Here is a 16269-nt window from a genome sequence, read left to right on the forward strand (position 1 = left end):
ACGAGCGTGATGAGTGCTTCTACACCTTTGCCTCTGCGCGTCGCCATCATTGGCGCCGGGCAGGTTGCAGACAAAGTGCATGCCTCGTATTACGCCACGCGCAGTGATGTTCAAATGGTGGCTGTCATGGACAGCCGCCTTGAGCAGGCACAGGCGTTCGCGGAACGTTATGCCATTCCAACGGCATGGCAGGACGCTCACGAGATGTTGCAGAAAGTAAAACCGGATGTGGTGAGCGTCTGTTCGCCTAACCGGTTCCATTTTGAACATGTGATGGCGGCTCTCGAAGCGGGTTGCCATGTGATGTGTGAAAAGCCGCCGGCAATGACGCCGGAACAGGCCGACCAGATGCGCATCGCGGCGCGCAAGGCAGGAAAAGTCCTTGCGTATGATTTTCATCATCGCTTTGCCCTGGACACCCAGCTCCTGCGCGATGCGGTAATGAACGGCACACTCGGTGAAATTTACTTCACTTCCGCGCAGGCGCTGCGTCGCTGCGGTGTGCCGGGGTGGGGCGTTTTCACCAATAAATCGCTCCAGGGTGGCGGGCCGCTTATCGATATCGGCATTCATATGCTGGATGCTGCGATGTACGTGTTGGGCTTCCCGGCTGTGAAGCGGGTAACCGCGCACAGCTTCCAGAGACTGGGGAACCGGAAACACAACGGTCAGTTTGGCGAATGGGATCCTACGCAGTTTACCGTGGAAGATGCCCTGTTTGGCACGATTGAATTCTGCAACGGCGGCGTTCTGCGTCTGGACACCTCCTTTGCGCTTAACATCCGCGAGCAGTCCATCATGAACGTCTCTTTCTGCGGTGAAAAGGCAGGCGCAACGCTGTTCCCGGCGCATATCTATAACGACGAAGCCGGTGTTTTAGAAACCCTTTTCCATCGTGAAGAGGCGGACGATCAGCGCCATCTGCGCAGTATGGATGCCTTCGTGCGTCATGTGCTGGGAGAGAACGTTATGATCGCTGACGCAGAACAGGGTCTGGTTATACAACAGCTTGTTGCCGCGCTTTATGAATCAGCAGAAACAGGGGAAAGCGTGACATTATGCTGAACGTGTCTGTATTAAACGATCCGGGCTTTTGTCCTCACAGCCTGAACAAATATGCCTCTGTCATGACATGCGGGAATGGATACATGGGCATTCGCGCTACGCATGAAGAAGATTACACCCAGCAGACCAGAGGCATGTATCTCGCGGGGCTTTATCATTGCGCGGGTCGCAACGAGACTACTGAGCTGGTCAATCTGCCGGATATCACCGGTATTGATGTTGAGCTTGATGGCGCCAATTTCACGCTCCTGTCAGGCGAAATTCTTGAATGGCAGCGCGAGCTGGCCTTTGCTAACGGCGAACTGCATCGCAACGTTGTCTGGCGTGCACCCGACGGGAAACGTTATCGGCTGGAGAGCCGTCGTTTTGTTTCGCTGGACCAGTTGCCCTTAGTGGCAATGCAGTTCTCGATCACACCGCTTGATGGCGACGCTCAGGCCGTGCTGAAAACCGGCATAGATGCGACACAAACGAACAGCGGCAGACAGCATCTGGATGAAATCTCGGTCAGGATCTTTGACCAGCACTACATGCAGGGCGTGTATGAAACGCAGGACCGTGCATCTGAGGTTGTGGTTTCGGCGTATTGCCAGCTCTCGACGAAAAGCGACAGCTGTTTCACCGCCAAAAACCGCCGTCTCAGCGTGCATCATTCGCTGACGATTGCTCGAGGTGACACTGTCACGCTTGAGAAGATCGTCTGGGTGGCTCATCGTAGCGAGAAAGCGCTGTCGCAGGAGTCATTCGCGCGCAACGCGCTGGCCGATCTTAAAGTCTGTGCGGCAAGAGGTTATGAGGCGTTGGTTGAAAGCTCAGCGTATGCCTGGAAAGATGTCTGGCGCGACGCACGTGTGGAAGTGACTTCCACAGAGCAACAGGATCAGCTGGCGCTGGATTACGCCGTCTGGCATCTGACGACAATGACGCCTGCTCATGATGAGCGAAGCAGTATTGCGGCGAAAGGGCTGACGGGTGAGGGGTACAAGGGGCACGTCTTCTGGGATACCGAAATTTTCCTGCTGCCGTTCCATCTGTTTACCCGCCCGCAGATTGCCCGCAGCCTGCTACGCTATCGTTGGCTTAATCTGGCAGGCGCACGGGAAAAAGCGCGCCGTAACGGTTGGCCGGGTGCATTGTTCCCGTGGGAAAGTGCGGCCAGCGGACAGGAAGAGACGCCAGAATTCGCGGCAATCAACATCCGCACCGGGGTTCGCCAGAAGGTGGCTTCCGCACTCGCTGAACATCACATCGTGGCTGATATCGCCTGGGCCGTGGTCGCTTACTGGCAGGCAACACACGACGATGCCTTTATGCGGAATGAGGGGCTGACGCTACTGATGGAAACCGCTTCGTTCTGGATGGGACGCGCGACGGAAATCAATGGTCGTCTTGAGATCCATGACGTGATCGGACCGGATGAATACACCGAGCATGTCAACAACAACGCCTACACCAACTATCTGGCCTGGCACAACGTTGCCTGCGCGCGTCAGTTTATGGCGATGTTTGGCCGTGAAGATGCGCGTTTTACGGAGAATGCCGGGAAGTTCCTGGCGCGCCTGTGGCTGCCAGAGGCCGACGCAGACGGTGTGATCCCGCAGGATGATACCTTCATGGCAAAACCTGCCATCGATCTGAGCCGCTATAAAGCCAAAGCGGGTAAGCAAACCATTCTGCTTGATTACTCTCGCGCGGAAGTGAACGAGATGCAGATCCTGAAGCAGGCCGATGTGGTGATGCTTAACTACCTGCTGCCGGAACGGTTTACGCCGCAGCAATGTGCCGCCAATTTGGCGTTCTACGAGCCACGCACGATTCATGATTCATCCCTGAGTAAAGCCATTCACGGCATTGTGCTCGCACGCTGCGGTGACACCGAGGGGGCGTATGCCTTCTGGCGTGACGGTATCGCCATCGACCTGGGGGACGACCCACACAGCAGTGATGACGGTATTCATGCCGCCGCCACCGGTGCGATCTGGTTGGGCACTATTCAGGGGTTTGCTGGCCTGCACATTAGCGAAGGGGAGCTGCATCTTGCACCGAAACTGCCTGTTCACTGGCAGAAACTCGCCTTCCCGCTGCGGTGGCGGGACGCAACAATGCACATTACCTGTGAAAATGACCAGTTAACCATTGAGACTACCGCACCTGTCACGTTGACGCTGTGGGGTAAAACGCTGCACGTATCAGGGCGAAAAGTCTGCGCGCATAAGGACTTTCTTGCACCTGTTAATGGGACCGCTACCACGGAGGGGCGCCATGACGCTTAACGCTGTTGTATTCGATCTGGACGGGGTGATCACCGATACCGCGCATCTTCACTTTCTGGCCTGGCGCGCCGTGGCGGAGGAGATTGGTATTACCTTCGATGAAGTATTTAACGAACAGCTGAAGGGAATAAGCCGTATGGACTCCCTCCAGCGCATTCTGAAACATGGCGGGAAAGAGGGGATGTTTAGTGACGAGCAGCGCCTGGCGCTGGCAACGAAAAAAAACGCGCTTTACGTCCAGTCGCTGGCATCACTGACGCAGGATTCGCTGCTCCCGGGTATTCGCGACGTGCTGGCGGATATTCGCGCCGCGAAGGTCAAAATTGGGCTGGCATCCGTATCGCTTAATGCCCCTGGGATTTTGCACGCGTTGGGCATTCATCAGGCTTTCGATTTTTGCGCCGATGCTTCGCGCATTTGCCGCTCAAAGCCGGACCCGGAGATCTTCCTTGCAGCCTGTAAAGGACTGAACGTGCGTCCTGAAGAGGCCATTGGTATCGAAGATGCCGCCGCAGGGGTAGATGCGATCAACGCCGCAGGAATGCTGTCGGTCGGGATTGGGCCTGGCCTGAACCATGCGGGATTACAACTTCATTCAACGCAGGAACTGACCTGGGAACGCCTGACGGCGTTCTGGGCATCCCGGGCGTATTGATAAGGAATTAATAATGGCTCAACTGTCTCTGAAACACATTCAGAAAATCTATGATAACCAGGTCCACGTGGTTAAGGATTTCAATCTCGAGATTGAAGATAAAGAATTTATCGTCTTCGTCGGTCCATCGGGCTGTGGGAAATCCACGACGTTGCGAATGATCGCCGGCCTTGAGGAGATCAGCGCAGGTGAACTGATTATTGACGGGGTTTGCATGAATGATGTTCCCGCCAAGTCCCGTGATATCGCAATGGTCTTCCAGAACTATGCGCTCTATCCGCATATGACGGTCTACGACAACATGGCGTTTGGTCTGAAGATGCAAAAAATAGCACCTTCCATCATCGAAGAACGTGTTAGCTGGGCGGCCCAGATCCTGGGTTTACGCGACTATCTCCAGCGTAAACCTGGCGCATTGTCAGGTGGTCAGCGTCAGCGCGTGGCGTTAGGCAGGGCGATAGTGCGTGAAGCAGGGGTCTTCCTGATGGATGAACCGCTGTCAAACCTCGATGCCAAGCTTCGTGTACAGATGCGCGCTGAAATCAGCAAGCTGCACCAGAAGCTCAACACCACCATGATTTACGTGACGCACGATCAGACGGAAGCCATGACGATGGCGACCCGTATTGTGATTTTAAAAGACGGCATCATTCAGCAGGTGGGCGCGCCGAAGCAGGTTTACAACGAGCCGGCGAATATGTTCGTTGCAGGCTTTATTGGTTCACCTGCGATGAACTTCATTCGTGGCGCGATCGACGACCGATACTTCGTGACGGAAACGCTGCGTCTGGAGATCCCGGAGGAGAAGCTGGCCGTACTGAATGCGCAAGGTTACCAGCGCAAAGCGGTCGTCTTTGGGATCCGTCCGGAAGACATTCTCACGCTACAGCGCAGCGGTGAAAACATCGCGGCGAAGATCAGCGTCGCTGAGCTGACTGGGGCAGAATTTATGCTGTATGCCAACGTGGGCGGGCATGAACTGGTTGTCCGTGCGGGAGCGGCGGATGATTACGTTGCAGGAGATAATATCGGCATCCAGTTCGATATGAGTAAGTGCCATTTCTTCGATGCTGATACTGAAGCAGCTATTAGATAAGAAAGGTATTCGCCGGAAATGAAAGTTTCCGGTTTTTTTGTATGTTAATTATAAAGGAATATTTTAATGAGTACTCTACTAAGAAGTGCTGCGCTCGTTCTGTGCGCAGGGGTAAGCTGCGCGCAAGCAACAGAGTCAACCAAACAGTGGGAATTTAATATTGGTGCCATGTATGAAATTGAAAACGTCGAAGGTCAGGGCGACGATAAAGATGGATTATATGAACCTTCCGTGTGGTTTAACGCCACGTATGATGCGTGGACAATTTCACTGGCGATGTATCAGGAAGGCCCGGTTGATTACAGCAGCATGACGCGCGGCACCTATTTCGATCGTCCTGAATTTGAATTACGGTATCGCTTCATTGGCACAGAGGATTTTACGCTGGGTCTTACGGGCGGTTTCCGTAATTATGGATATCATTTTAAAGATGAGCACGGTGCGAAAGACGGTAGTGCTAATATGCAGCGCTATAAAATTCAGCCTGACTGGGATGTGAAATTAACAGATGACTGGCGTTTTGGCGGTTGGTTTGCCATGTACCAGTTTGCGAATGACCTGGGAAAAACCGGTTATTCTGACAGCCGCGTCGAAACGGAAACCGGATTTACCTGGACAATAAACGAAACCGTCTCTGCAAAAGTTAACTACTATTTAGAGCGTGGCTTCAATATGGACAGTTCACGTAATAACGGTGAATTCTCCACCCAGGAGATTCGTGCCTACCTGCCTGTTTCATTAGGCCAGACAACGCTTACACCTTACACCCGTCTGGGGCTCGATCGCTGGTCAAACTGGGACTGGCAGGACGATCCAACTCGTGAAGGGCATGACTTCAATCGACTGGGTCTGCTCTATGCTTATGACTTTGCGAATGGCCTTTCCATGACGCTCGAGTATGCTTACGAATGGGAAAATCATGACGAAGGCGAGAGCGACCGCTTCCACTATGCGGGTGTCGGCGTCAATTACGCGTTCTGATGACGTTATACCAGGGGCGTTTGCCCCTGGTTTTTAGCGTAACGAAGCTGCATCTGAAAAATGTGTTTCAACCAATACCTTATGCGGCGCAGGTTTATCCGCAATGCACCTGAACAACAAATCGCAGCTCTCTTCGCCCAGCTTTTTCGTGGGGATATCAAAGCCGCCTGGTGCAGGGGTTAAAATGAGAGATAGCATCGGGTCGCTGTATCCTGCCATTGCGACCTGTTCCGGGATCGCCAGATTTAGCGCATCCGCGGCACGATAAAGACTCAGCAATTTCATGCTGTCAGTCGCAAAAACCGCATCGGGCGGGTTGTCTGAGGAGAGTAGCTGGCAGGCCGCCTGAAGCGCGCTTTCATGGGTATAGCCGCCATCGATAACCCAGGTCGGGTTAATTTCGATGCCGTGTTTCTCAAGGCTGAATTTATAACCCGCCAGGCGATCGATAGAGACGTGATAATCGAGCGGGGCATGCAGGCAGGCAATTTTGGTGCGGCCATGCGTGATAAACGAGTCTGTTAATATGGCGCTGTCGCGGAAATTATCCGTGTCGACAGAATAGATATTCTGGTAATTTCCTTCCACTTTACCAATGACGACCACGGGCACACCGTATTCATCCAGCGTCGAGAAAAACGACTCGTTCGCCGGCGAGCTTAGCATGATGATGCCTTTGATCATCTTCTGCTTTATTTTACCCACGCATTTTTGCAGATCATCTTCACTGCTTTTGGACGTTTGTAAAATAACATCAAAACCTTCTTCTTCTGCTTTTGCCGTTATGGCATGCAGTACATCTGAGAAAAAGGGATTTCCTGCAGTGGTCTTGGTTGAGCGGGTCGAAATAACCATAATGGCGTCGAAGCCAGAAGAGGTGAGTGCGCGGGCAAGTTTATTAGGTTGGTAATTTAACTCATCTATCGCCTTCAACACCTTTTCACGCGCTTCAGGAGAAATATTCGTTTGTTTATTCAGAACGCGTGACACGGTTGATTTCGAAACGCCAGCAACGCGGGCAATATCATAGATGGTGGGTGACATACACCTTACTCACTCCAGACGGACAGCAATTGCGTCCATCTTACTGGAGAGAAAACGGCAATAGCAATAATTAAGAATTGATAATCAACGATCTGCCCCAATTTACTGTATTCTGAAGTGACTTTGTTCAGGGTTCCAGACAATGAAGGACGGCGATGAAGCGACTTAAAAACGAATTCAATTCTCTGGTGAACCGTGGCGTTGATCGCCATCTGCGTCTTGCCGTTACCGGGCTGAGCCGCAGCGGTAAGACGGCATTCATTACGGCGATGGTCAATCAGCTGTTGAACCTGCATGCTGGGGCGCGCCTGCCACTGCTTAGCGCGGTGCGCGAGGAGCGATTGTTAGGCGTAAAACGCGTACCGCAACGTGATTTTGGCATCCCCCGTTTCACCTATGATGAAGGTCTGGCACAGTTATACGGGGAGCCTCCCGCCTGGCCCACCCCGACGCGTGGCGTGAGCGAAATTCGCCTTGCGCTTCGTTTTCGCTCGAATGAATCCCTGATGCGTCACTTTAAAGAAACGTCCACGCTGTATCTCGAAATTGTGGATTATCCGGGAGAATGGCTGCTCGATTTACCGATGCTGGCGCAGGATTACCTGAGCTGGTCCCGGCAGATGACCGGTCTGTTGCAGGGGCAGCGGGCAGAGTGGTCGACCAAATGGCGCCAGCTTTGCGAAGGGCTGGATCCGCTGGCACCGGCGGATGAAAACCGTCTGGCTGTCATAGCCCAGGCCTGGACGGATTACCTGCATCAGTGCAAGCAGGAAGGGCTGCATTTTATTCAGCCTGGCCGTTTTGTTCTGCCGGGAGATCTAGCCGGTGCTCCCGCGCTACAGTTTTTCCCGTGGCCGGACGTTGACCGCATCGGCGAATCGAAGCTGGCACAGGCAGACAAGACCACCAACGCCGGTATGCTCCGCGAGCGATACAATTATTACTGTGAGAAGGTGGTTAAGGGTTTTTATAAAAATCATTTTTTACGCTTTGACCGCCAGATCGTGCTGGTGGACTGCCTGCAACCCCTCAACAGCGGGCCGCAGGCGTTCAATGATATGCGGCTGGCGCTGACGCAGCTGATGCAAAGTTTTCATTATGGCCAGCGTACGCTGTTTCGCCGTTTATTCTCGCCGGTCATCGACAAGCTGCTGTTTGCCGCCACAAAAGCTGATCATGTGACGGTCGATCAGCACGCCAACATGGTATCCCTGCTGCAACAGCTGGTGCAGGATGCCTGGCAGAACGCGGCGTTCGAAGGGATTAGTATGGATTGTCTGGGTCTGGCGTCCGTACAGGCTACGCAGAGTGGGTTGATTGACGTGAATGGCGAGAAAATTCCGGCCCTGCGGGGCAACCGACTCAGCGACGGTGAGCCGCTCACGGTCTATCCGGGGGAAGTTCCGGCGCGTCTGCCGGGCCAGGCTTTCTGGCAAAGCCAGGGTTTTCAGTTCGAAGCCTTCCGTCCGCAGAGTATGAACGTTGACCAGCCATTGCCGCATATCCGTCTGGATGCCGCGCTGGAGTTTTTAATTGGAGATAAATTGCGATGACGGAACCGTTAAAACCACGCATTGATTTTACCGGCCAGCTTGAGCAGTCCCCGCATGAGGCGTTTAAAACGGCGCAAACCTTCAGCGGGCCGCAGGCCGACAACTTTGCTCCCGTGCTGGCAGACGAACCGATGGTTGAAGAGGGGCAGGCGGAAGCGGTTGTTGATGCGGCACTGCGCCCGAAACGCAGCCTGTGGCGTAAGATGGTGACCGCCGGGTTAGCCCTTTTTGGTGTGAGCATAATTGGTCAAGGCGTGCAGTGGGGCGTCAATGCCTGGCAAGCCCAGGACTGGGTAGCGCTAGGGGGATGCGCCGCCGGGGCGTTGATCGTTGGTGCGGGCGTCGGCTCGGTCGTGACCGAGTGGCGTCGCCTCTGGCGTCTGCGTCAGCGTGCGCACGAACGCGATGAAGCGCGGGATCTGCTGCACAGCCACGGCACCGGAAAAGGGCGTGCTTTTTGTGAAAAGCTTGCGGCTCAGGCCGGGATAGATCACTCTCACCCGGCGCTTCAGCGCTGGTATGCGGCGATCCACGAAACCCAGAATGACCAGGAAGTGGTCACGCTCTATGCGCACATTGTTCAGCCGGTACTGGATGCGCAGGCTCGTCGTGAGATCAGCCGCTCGGCGGCGGAATCCACCCTGATGATTGCCGTCAGTCCGCTGGCGATGGTGGACATGGCCTTTATCGCCTGGCGCAACCTGCGCCTGATCAACCGCATCGCCAGACTGTATGGCATTGAGCTTGGCTATTACAGCCGACTGCGCCTGTTCAAACTGGTGTTGCTGAATATCGCCTTCGCCGGGGCAAGCGAACTGGTGCGGGAGGTCGGGATGGACTGGATGTCGCAGGATCTTGCGGCGCGTCTCTCTGCCCGGGCGGCGCAGGGGATTGGTGCCGGTCTGCTGACGGCACGCTTAGGAATCAAAGCGATGGAGGTTTGTCGTCCACTCCCCTGGATCGATGGCGATAAGCCGCGGCTGGGGGATTTCCGTCGCGAATTGATTGGTCAGCTTAAAGAGACGCTCAATAAAAAACCTGCTCAGTGAGGTTTCGTTTACTAATCGTGCGGGCTGTCAATATTTGTTGACAGCCACCTTCCCGAATACCGTGATCTGACATATCATTTTACTGTTATTGGCTTAAACGGTGAATTTCCCATGCGTCTGGAAGTCTTTTGTGAGGACCGTCTCGGTCTGACCCGCGAGTTACTCGATCTTCTTGTTTTACGTAGCATTGATTTACGTGGCATAGAGATCGACCCTGTCGGGCGAATTTACCTCAATTTTGCCGAAATTGAATTTAATACCTTCAGTAGCCTGATGGCCGAAATCCGCCGTATCGCTGGCGTTACGGATGTACGCACCATCCCTTGGATGCCATCCGAGCGGGAACACCTTGCGCTGAGCGCACTGCTGGAAGCAATGCCGGAGCCGTTTCTCTCTCTCGATCTGAAAAACAAAGTCGAGCGCGTTAACCAGGCCAGTTGCCAGCTGTTTGCGCAGACTCAGGAAAAGCTTATCGGTCATCACGCCACGCAATTGATCCCAGGTTTTAATTTCCAGCGCTGGCTGGACAGCAACCCGCAAAATACCCATAGCGAGCACGTCGTCATCAATGGACAGAATTTCCTGATGGAGATCACTCCGGTCTACCTGAAAGGGGAAAATGCCGCGCGGGTGCTCACCGGCGCGGTAATCATGCTGCGCTCCACGGTGCGCATGGGACGCCAGTTACAGAACCTTTCCAGCCAGGACGTCGGCGCATTTAGCCAGATTATTGCGGTGAGCCCGAAGATGCGTCACGTGCTCGACCAGGCGCGCAAGCTGGCAAATCTTACGGCACCGCTGCTGATTACCGGGGATACCGGTACGGGGAAAGATCTGCTGGCGCATGCTGTGCATATGGCCAGCCCGCGTGCGGCAAAACCGTATCTGGCGCTGAACTGCGCGTCTATTCCTGAAGATGCGGTGGAAAGTGAACTGTTCGGGCATGCGCCGGAAGGCAAAAAAGGCTTCTTTGAACAGGCGAATGGCGGCTCGGTGTTGCTGGACGAGATTGGTGAAATGTCGCCACGCATGCAGGCGAAACTGCTGCGTTTTCTCAATGACGGTACGTTCCGCCGCGTGGGGGAAGATCATGAAGTGCACGTGGATGTACGCGTCATCTGCGCCACCCAGAAAAACCTGGTGGAGCTGGTGCAGAAAGGAGTATTCCGCGAAGATCTCTACTATCGTCTCAACGTTCTGACGCTCAATATTCCGCCGCTGCGCGATTGCCCGCAGGACATCATGCCGTTGACGGAACTGTTCGTCGCCCGTTTTGCCGACGAGCAGGGCGTGCCGCGTCCGAAGCTCTCTGCCGACCTGGGTACCGTGCTGACGCGTTACGGCTGGCCGGGCAATATTCGTCAGCTAAAAAATGCGGTCTATCGCGCATTAACTCAGCTTGAAGGGTATGAACTGCGTCCTCAGGATATTCTCTTGCCGGATTACGATGCCGGGACGGTCTCGGCAGGCGAAGAGGCAATGGAAGGCTCGCTGGATGACATCACCAGCCGTTTCGAGCGTTCGGTGTTAACGCAGCTTTATCGCAGCTATCCGAGCACGCGCAAGCTGGCTAAACGTCTTGGGGTGTCACATACCGCGATTGCGAATAAGCTGCGCGAGTATGGGTTAAATCAGAAGAAGGGTGACGAATAAATAAAAAAGCCTCTTTGCAGAGGCTTTTTTACGTTTAGGCTTTAAGCGCCTCAAGTGCAGCGGTGTAATCCGGTTCGGTAGTGATTTCGTTAACCAGCTCACTGAAAACAACGTTGTCGTTTTCATCGATTACCAGCACCGCACGAGCAGCCAGACCTTTCAGCGCGCCTTCGGAAATGGCAACACCGTATTTTTCCAGGAAATCCGGGCTGCGCAGAGTGGAAAGGGTGATGACGTTGCTCAGGCCTTCAGCGCCGCAGAAACGAGACTGGGCAAACGGCAGGTCAGCAGAAATGCACAGCACCACGGTGTTGTCCATTTCGGTCGCCAGCTGGTTGAATTTACGCACTGATGCAGCACAAACGCCCGTATCGATGCTTGGGAAAATGTTCAGGACTTTACGTTTGCCAGCAAACTGGCTCAGCGTGACGTCAGACAGATCTTTAGCCACCAGAGTAAAAGGCTGTGCTTTGCTGCCAGACTGTGGGATGGAACCTGCAACAGCAACCGGGTTGCCCTGGAAATGAACGAGTTGTGACATAGATATCTTCCTGTTTACAAATAGTTAACGTCGTGGCTAGTGTATGTCATCCACAGTTAGCACGGCAAACCAATTTTCTGCCTTTCCGGCCTGCAAGGAGTCAGTGATGAGAAGCGTTAAGGTCTATGAAGAAGCCTGGCCATTGCACACCCCGTTTGTGATCTCGCGCGGTAGCCGTAATGAGGCCTGCGTGGTCGTGGTTGAATGTGAAGAGGACGGCGTAAAAGGCGTCGGGGAATGTACCCCTTATCCTCGCTACGGAGAAAGCCTGGCGTCAGTCATGGCGCAAATTATGACGGTGGTGCCCGAGTTGCAGGCGGGCCTGACGCGTGAGGCTCTTCAGCAGAGGTTGCCGGCCGGCGCGGCACGTAACGCGATTGACTGCGCACTCTGGAGTCTGGAAGCGGCGAAGCAACAAAAACCGCTACCTTCGCTGCTGGACGTTACGCTGCCGCAATCGATCGTCACCGCGCAAACGGTGGTCATTGGTGAACCAGAGCAAATGGCCGCCAGCGCTCAGGCGTTGTATGCCACCGGTGCAACCTTATTAAAGGTGAAGCTCGACGATCGTCTGATTAGCGAACGCATGGTCGCCATTCGTGCGGCGGTACCTGATGCCACCCTTATCGTCGATGCGAACGAATCATGGCACAGCGAAGGGCTGGCAGCCCGTTGTCAGCTGCTTGCCGATCTGGGCGTTGCCATGCTGGAGCAGCCCCTCCCGGCAGAAGACGATGCCGCGCTGGCGAATTTTATTCATCCGCTTCCCGTCTGTGCAGACGAAAGCTGTCATACCCGTGAGAGCCTGTCAGCCCTCAAGGGCCGCTACGAGATGGTGAACATCAAGCTGGATAAAACGGGTGGGTTAACCGAGGCCCTGGCACTGGCACAAGATGCGCAGGCGCAAGGCTTTTCCCTGATGCTGGGCTGTATGTTGTGCACGTCCAGAGCGATCGGTGCTGCACTCCCGCTGGTGAACAGCGTGCGTTTTGCCGATCTGGATGGCCCAACCTGGCTGGCGGTTGACGTTTCACCCGCCCTGAGTTTTACCTCCGGCGTACTTCATCTTTGAGGCTGCCAGCGCAGAAGATCTGTCATCGCTCTGAGGTATTTTTCACTCGCTTCATCCGAGGAAATAGGCGGAAACTCTGCGGTGATACAGTGAAGACTGAGGTCCGCGCACCAGCTGCCAAACGACCCGGGCGTTTCATACCCGACGCTGGTTACCAGAGGTAGAGCAAACGCATCCGCCAGCCACTGCCCGAGCGCTGTATGACGAGGATCTTCAATACAGGCGAGGGGATCGTGGAAAGAGACAACCCAGGCCGGGTGGATCTTATGAATAAGCTGACACAGCGCCTGGGTTTCGGGCTCGGAACCCGGTTTTTCTCCCGTAAGCAGGACCACATCTCGTTCCTGCGCCGAACTGTTCCAGCGATACACCGTTTCACCGGCACGCCAGTTTGCTGCCGGAAAGTTCCTGTTAAGGTCAACGCCTCGTGCATTCGCCCGTAATCCAAGCTGGCATCCGTCTGGGTTGACGGTCAAAATCACATGATGTCGTCGTAAATCGGGGGCCAGCGTACGTAGCGCGCACGAAAGCGTCACGATGGACGAGTTTTCATCGCCATGTGTGCCCGCAATGATTAAGCCGCTAGTGCGATCGGGCTCGGGAGCCGGAAACCAGATCAGTGGGGCGCCTAAAAATGAGCGGCCATAATGTTCAGTCCCGGGCGGGAAGGCGCCGCGTTCCGTTCTTGGTCGGGTGGTTGCCATAATAAACCCTGATGATGAAGTCGCTTCTGGCAGTGTTGTGCAAAACCCGCGCTTAATCAAATAGTTTCCGTCCGTGTGTAAAATTGCCTGACATCAACTTTCCTGAGGAAGCATTTGCATTTCTCCGTTTCGAAACAAATAATTACGCATCTGCCTGTTACCTGACATCATTAAGGGGATCGTATGAAGCATCCTGTTTCGCTTCTTTGCACTGCGCTGTGGCTGTGCGGGTTTTCTTCACTTTCATATGCCGCGGAGGTTCCCAGGGGAACGGAGCTGGCGCAAAAGCAGGAGCTGGTTCGACACATTAAAGATGAACCCGCCTCGCTCGATCCGGCAAAAGCGGTGGGTTTACCCGAGATACAGGTGATCCGCGACCTTTATGAAGGGCTGGTGAATCAGAACGAAAAAGGGGAGCTGGTTCCCGGCGTGGCGACGCGCTGGCAGAGCAACGATAACCGTGTCTGGACGTTTACGTTGCGGGATAACGCGAAGTGGTCTGACGGTACCCCGGTGACGGCACAAGATTTTGTCTACAGCTGGCGTCGTCTGGTTGATCCTAAAACTACGTCACCTTTCGCCTGGTTTGCAGCGCTGGCGGGTATTAATAATGCGCAGGCCATTATCGATGGTAAAGCTGCACCGGAAACGCTCGGCGTGACGGCAGTCGATGCTAAAACGCTGCGCGTGCAGCTGGATAAACCGCTGCCATGGTTCAGCAACCTCACGGCTAGCTTTGCGTTCTATCCTGTTCAAAAGGCAAACGTGGAAAGCGGTAAAGAATGGACGCGCCCTGGCGCGCTCATCGGCAACGGTGCGTATGTGCTGAAAGATCGCGTGGTGAATGAAAAACTGGTGGTTGAGCCGAATACTCACTACTGGGATAACGCCAACACGGTGCTAAAAAAAGTCACTTTTGTGCCGATCAACCAGGAGTCCTCAGCGACCAAACGCTACCTGGCGGGCGACATTGATATTACGGAATCATTTCCGAAAAACATGTACCAGAAGCTGCTTAAAGATATTCCGGGACAGGTATATACACCGCCACAGCTTGGGACCTATTACTACGCGTTTAACACACAAAAAGGCCCAACTGCGGATGCCCGCGTACGTCTGGCGCTCAGCATGACTATCGACAGACGTATTATGGCGGAAAAAGTCCTGGGAACCGGTGAGAAACCGGCCTGGCATTTCACTCCCGATGTCACTGCCGGTTTTACACCGGAAATCTCGCCATTTGAGCAGATGTCGCAGCAGGAGCTAAATGCTCAGGCGAAAACGTTATTACAGGCGGCAGGCTATGGTCCCCAGCGCCCGCTGAAATTAACGCTGCTGTACAACACGTCTGAAAACCACCAGAAAATCGCCATTGCCGTCGCATCTATGTGGAAGAAAAATCTGGGTGTTGACGTTAAGTTGCAGAATCAGGAATGGAAGACTTACATCGACAGCCGCAATACCGGGAATTTCGACGTGATCCGTGCGTCGTGGGTAGGGGATTATAATGAGCCGTCGACATTCCTGTCGCTGCTGACGTCCTCTCACACCGGCAACATCTCACGGTTCAACGACCCTGCTTACGATAAGATTATTCATCAGGCGACGCTCGAAACCACTGAAAAAGCGCGTAATGCAGACTACAACATGGCCGAGAAGATCCTCGCCGAGAAAGCGCCGATAGCCCCTATTTATCAATACACCAATGGCCGCCTCATTAAGCCCTGGGTTAAAGGGTATCCGATAAATAACCCAGAGGATGTTGCGTACAGTCGTACAATGTATATTGAAAAGCATTAAAAAAAACAGGAAAGGCGCATAAGTGGTTTTGGCAAATAGCCGTACATCGCTTAAGCGCCTGAACACACGGTTCATGGTACCTACAGGCTAGTTATTATCAAAATTCCTTTCATAAAAAATAATTTATTCTTTTGATGAATGCTTCGAGCGACATCTCTTTTCCAATTTATTGAAAAGCGTGCAAGCATTTATACATCCTCCATGTAATAGCTTAACTCCTGCTATTTAAAACCTGACTTTTGTCCGATATAGGATTTTTCCATATTCAGGAGGTTTATTGAATAAGATGATATGTCTCTGCGATTTTGCAGTTGATGCTTAAATCAGCATTGATATAAATCAATTATTCAACGACAGGTGGCAATGAATTCAATATTCTCTATCAAGGCAGACGTTCCTGCTAATCTATTGTGAATAAATGGTTAATACTTTCTGCGTGCCACTTATATCTGGAATTTATAAATACTAGTGATTAGTGGAAAATTCTTAATAAAAATCCATATGCAGATCTTTGATCTGAAAAGTTGATCATGAATGGGCTTTTGCTCTAATATGGTTTTGTAAAGACCCGTCACTCACTTAACTCGTATTTCTTGCAAAGAAAGGGACTGCTATGGCCGATTCATTTCAGAATGAGGTGCCCAAGGCACGCATAAATTTAAAACTGGCGCTGCATACAGGCGGCGCGCAGAAGAAAGTCGAACTGCCGCTTAAACTTCTCACTGTCGGTGATTTCAGTAATGGAAAAGAGAATCGTCCATTGTCCGAAAGGAAGAAAATCAA

Annotated in this window: 14 protein-coding genes; 11 read left to right on the forward strand and 3 right to left on the reverse strand. The window is 53.4% G+C overall.

All coding sequences use genetic code 11. The features are described 5' to 3' along the window. Window positions 1-6: 6 nt before the first annotated feature. From ACOT0L_RS07000 to ACOT0L_RS07020, 5 genes are all read left to right on the forward strand, one after another. Window positions 7-1065 (forward strand): Gfo/Idh/MocA family protein, encoded by a 1059-nt coding sequence (locus tag ACOT0L_RS07000; RefSeq protein WP_126502862.1) that lies wholly within the window; start codon window positions 7-9, stop codon window positions 1063-1065. After that, entirely contained in the window at window positions 1059-3338 is a 2280-nt protein-coding gene (locus ACOT0L_RS07005) for a glycoside hydrolase family 65 protein (protein ID WP_126502861.1), read from the forward strand. The genes ACOT0L_RS07000 and ACOT0L_RS07005 overlap by 7 nt, the downstream gene beginning before the upstream one ends. Beyond that, window positions 3328-3993, forward strand: coding sequence for a beta-phosphoglucomutase (pgmB, locus tag ACOT0L_RS07010; RefSeq protein WP_022648295.1), 666 nt, complete (start codon window positions 3328-3330; stop codon window positions 3991-3993). The genes ACOT0L_RS07005 and pgmB overlap by 11 nt, the downstream gene beginning before the upstream one ends. A 13-nt stretch (window positions 3994-4006) precedes the next feature. Further along, the gene (locus ACOT0L_RS07015; protein WP_022648294.1) at window positions 4007-5089 is read left to right on the forward strand and encodes an ABC transporter ATP-binding protein; all 1083 of its coding nucleotides are present in this window, start codon (window positions 4007-4009) and stop codon (window positions 5087-5089) included. A 66-nt stretch (window positions 5090-5155) separates the two neighbouring features. Then, the gene (locus tag ACOT0L_RS07020) at window positions 5156-6070 is read left to right on the forward strand and encodes an OmpG family monomeric porin (RefSeq protein ID WP_023300241.1); all 915 of its coding nucleotides are present in this window, start codon (window positions 5156-5158) and stop codon (window positions 6068-6070) included. 33 nt (window positions 6071-6103) lie between these two features. Here the strand turns inward: ACOT0L_RS07020 and ACOT0L_RS07025 are convergent, their stop codons facing one another. Next, the gene (locus tag ACOT0L_RS07025) at window positions 6104-7114 is read right to left on the reverse strand and encodes a LacI family DNA-binding transcriptional regulator (protein WP_022648292.1); all 1011 of its coding nucleotides are present in this window, start codon (window positions 7112-7114) and stop codon (window positions 6104-6106) included. 155 nt (window positions 7115-7269) lie between these two features. On the opposite strand from ACOT0L_RS07025, the gene ACOT0L_RS07030 reads away from it, so the two are divergent. The 3 genes from ACOT0L_RS07030 to tyrR all read left to right on the forward strand — a co-directional run bounded on the left by ACOT0L_RS07030 (window position 7270) and on the right by tyrR (window position 11369). Beyond that, a complete protein-coding gene (locus tag ACOT0L_RS07030) occupies window positions 7270-8667 on the forward strand; it encodes a YcjX family protein (RefSeq protein ID WP_126502860.1) in 1398 nt (465 codons plus the stop codon). Next, window positions 8664-9716: a YcjF family protein gene (locus ACOT0L_RS07035; RefSeq protein ID WP_126502859.1), complete on the forward strand. Its 1053-nt coding sequence runs from the start codon at window positions 8664-8666 to the stop codon at window positions 9714-9716. Before ACOT0L_RS07030 ends, ACOT0L_RS07035 begins: the two co-directional genes overlap by 4 nt. A gap of 111 nt (window positions 9717-9827) precedes the next feature. Continuing rightward, window positions 9828-11369: a transcriptional regulator TyrR gene (gene tyrR, locus ACOT0L_RS07040; RefSeq protein ID WP_126502858.1), complete on the forward strand. Its 1542-nt coding sequence runs from the start codon at window positions 9828-9830 to the stop codon at window positions 11367-11369. Between the two features lie 34 nt (window positions 11370-11403). Here tyrR and tpx read toward each other — a convergent pair whose 3' ends face one another. Beyond that, a complete protein-coding gene (gene tpx / locus ACOT0L_RS07045; RefSeq protein WP_003856889.1) occupies window positions 11404-11910 on the reverse strand; it encodes a thiol peroxidase in 507 nt (168 codons plus the stop codon). Window positions 11911-12016: 106 nt separating this feature from the next. Here tpx and ycjG point away from each other — a divergent pair, with 106 nt between their 5' ends. Then, window positions 12017-12982: an L-Ala-D/L-Glu epimerase gene (gene ycjG, locus ACOT0L_RS07050; protein ID WP_045308907.1), complete on the forward strand. Its 966-nt coding sequence runs from the start codon at window positions 12017-12019 to the stop codon at window positions 12980-12982. Here ycjG and mpaA read toward each other — a convergent pair. Continuing rightward, window positions 12973-13686: a murein tripeptide amidase MpaA gene (mpaA, locus tag ACOT0L_RS07055; protein WP_022648287.1), complete on the reverse strand. Its 714-nt coding sequence runs from the start codon at window positions 13684-13686 to the stop codon at window positions 12973-12975. The two genes, ycjG and mpaA, sit on opposite strands and share 10 nt — an antisense overlap. 183 nt (window positions 13687-13869) lie before the next feature. Between mpaA and ACOT0L_RS07060 the strand changes: the two genes are divergently transcribed. Together ACOT0L_RS07060 and ACOT0L_RS07065 are read left to right on the forward strand one after the other, a co-directional pair. Continuing rightward, a complete protein-coding gene (locus tag ACOT0L_RS07060) occupies window positions 13870-15486 on the forward strand; it encodes a peptide ABC transporter substrate-binding protein (protein WP_022648286.1) in 1617 nt (538 codons plus the stop codon). 613 nt (window positions 15487-16099) lie between these two features. Further along, the coding region (locus ACOT0L_RS07065) for a type VI secretion system contractile sheath small subunit (RefSeq protein WP_165587318.1) at window positions 16100-16269 on the forward strand (170 nt) is incomplete at its 3' end.

Origin of the sequence: Enterobacter cloacae complex sp. XAL002 (genome assembly GCF_049236805.1) — a bacterium.
GTDB classification, from domain to species: Bacteria; Pseudomonadota; Gammaproteobacteria; order Enterobacterales; family Enterobacteriaceae; genus Enterobacter; species Enterobacter intestinihominis.

Excerpts from the sequence above, each read along its gene's own strand:
- ycjG (WP_045308907.1), top strand. The coding sequence starts at position 12,017 with ATGAGAAGCGTTAAGGTCTATGAAGAAGCCTGGCCATTGCACACCCCG.
- ACOT0L_RS07020 (WP_023300241.1), top strand. The coding sequence starts at position 5,156 with ATGAGTACTCTACTAAGAAGTGCTGCGCTCGTTCTGTGCGCAGGGGTA.
- pgmB (WP_022648295.1), top strand. The coding sequence starts at position 3,328 with ATGACGCTTAACGCTGTTGTATTCGATCTGGACGGGGTGATCACCGAT.
- ACOT0L_RS07030 (WP_126502860.1), top strand. The coding sequence starts at position 7,270 with ATGAAGCGACTTAAAAACGAATTCAATTCTCTGGTGAACCGTGGCGTT.
- tpx (WP_003856889.1), bottom strand. The coding sequence starts at position 11,910 with ATGTCACAACTCGTTCATTTCCAGGGCAACCCGGTTGCTGTTGCAGGT.
- tyrR (WP_126502858.1), top strand. The coding sequence starts at position 9,828 with ATGCGTCTGGAAGTCTTTTGTGAGGACCGTCTCGGTCTGACCCGCGAG.
- ACOT0L_RS07025 (WP_022648292.1), bottom strand. The coding sequence starts at position 7,114 with ATGTCACCCACCATCTATGATATTGCCCGCGTTGCTGGCGTTTCGAAA.
- ACOT0L_RS07035 (WP_126502859.1), top strand. The coding sequence starts at position 8,664 with ATGACGGAACCGTTAAAACCACGCATTGATTTTACCGGCCAGCTTGAG.
- ACOT0L_RS07060 (WP_022648286.1), top strand. The coding sequence starts at position 13,870 with ATGAAGCATCCTGTTTCGCTTCTTTGCACTGCGCTGTGGCTGTGCGGG.
- ACOT0L_RS07015 (WP_022648294.1), top strand. The coding sequence starts at position 4,007 with ATGGCTCAACTGTCTCTGAAACACATTCAGAAAATCTATGATAACCAG.
- mpaA (WP_022648287.1), bottom strand. The coding sequence starts at position 13,686 with ATGGCAACCACCCGACCAAGAACGGAACGCGGCGCCTTCCCGCCCGGG.
- ACOT0L_RS07005 (WP_126502861.1), top strand. The coding sequence starts at position 1,059 with ATGCTGAACGTGTCTGTATTAAACGATCCGGGCTTTTGTCCTCACAGC.